Source organism: Pseudomonas rossensis (assembly GCF_039888995.1).
Classification (GTDB): domain Bacteria; phylum Pseudomonadota; class Gammaproteobacteria; order Pseudomonadales; family Pseudomonadaceae; genus Aquipseudomonas; species Aquipseudomonas rossensis.
Window position 1 is genome coordinate 1 of sequence record NZ_JBBWCB010000294.1, and the last position, 1,428, is coordinate 1,428.

1 protein-coding gene is annotated in these 1,428 nt (G+C 57.0%); it reads left to right on the forward strand.

From position 1 onward, the window contains the following. Positions 1 to 504: 504 nt before the first annotated feature. Positions 505 to 1,182, forward strand: a complete 678-nt coding sequence (locus tag WLY71_RS30540; protein WP_347806555.1) for a type 1 glutamine amidotransferase domain-containing protein — start codon at positions 505 to 507, stop codon at positions 1,180 to 1,182. The last annotated feature ends 246 nt before the right edge of the window (positions 1,183 to 1,428 follow it).

Genomic DNA, 1,428 nt, shown 5'->3' on the forward strand with positions numbered 1-1,428 from the left:
CCGGCAGTGATCAGACCTTGTTTCTCGCCAGTGACGGACATGTACGCTGGTGTAGCCATGGATGTGCTCCTTGCTAAAAGTTAGGGTGCCCGGGAGGCGGTATCGCCCGGTGGGTGCCTTACTGTTATCAAGGTCCGTGCCATAAACGGGTAACACTATATAAATCAGGTGGTTGAGAGGTTTTTTAGATCGTCTGGATAATGTTCGGCCGCGATTGCCTGTGAATGTGCGCAAGAAGTTGCGCAGTGCTGCGCAACTTCTTGCGCACTTGGCTGAGGCGCCTGACAGGCTGGGCGATCAGCCACCCGGGAAGAGCTTTTGCAGCCGTGAGTGCGCAACTTCTTGCGCATCAAGGCGGTTGGCCATCATTCGGGTGACCAATCGTCTCATTGGCCGAAAACCGGCAGTAAAACCGCTAGGGTGACAGGTGCAACGAATGCTGCAGCCTGGAGGTCAAACTCAGCGCCGAGATGAATGAACATCTGCGAACTCAAGGAGAACGACATGAAAATCCTGATGGTTCTAACGTCACACGATCAATTGGGTAACACGGGTAAGAAAACCGGCTTCTGGCTGGAGGAATTCGCCGCGCCGTATTTCGCCTTCAAGGACGCCGGCGCTCAGTTGACCCTGGCCTCACCCAAGGGTGGTCAACCACCGCTGGACCCGAAAAGTGACGAGCCCGACGCGCAAACCGCAGCCACCGAGCGCTTTCGCAAAGACCCCGCCGCCCAGTCCGCATTGGCGTCTACCGCTCTGCTGAGCAGCGCGAGAGCTGAAGATTACGACGCGATTTTCTACCCGGGCGGCCATGGCCCGCTGTGGGATTTGGTCGAAGACAAAATTTCGATCGCTCTGATCGAGGCGTTTTACCAGGCGGGCAAACCGGTCGCGGCCGTCTGCCACGCACCGGGTGTGTTGCGTCACGTCAAGGATGCGGACGGCCAGCCGCTGGTCAAAGGCAAGCGCGTGACGGGGTTTACCAATTCTGAGGAAGAGGCTGTGCAACTGACGAAGGTTGTGCCGTTTTTGGTGGAGGACATGCTTAAGGAGAAGGGTGGTGTCTATTCCAAAGGTGCTGACTGGGCGAGTTATGTGCTCACTGATGGTTTGCTGATTACTGGTCAGAATCCGGCTTCCTCTGAAGCAGCGGCACAAGAACTATTGGCGAAGCTCCGCTAAATCTGACATGTAGCAGCTGGCGCAGCCTGCGTCCGACTGCGCAGCAGTCGTAAAACCGGCAAACACGGTGTGTCTGAAAGACCGCGGCGGCGGATACAACGACTGCTGCGCAGCCGAACGCAGGCTGCGCCAGCTGCTATGTATGGACTCGCCCCCACTGTCTACCCGCTTTTGAAAAACCGCCGCCCCGTTGCATCTATGTATCAGGCCTATTCGAGGAAGCCGACTTCGGCTTCTGGCCAAAAT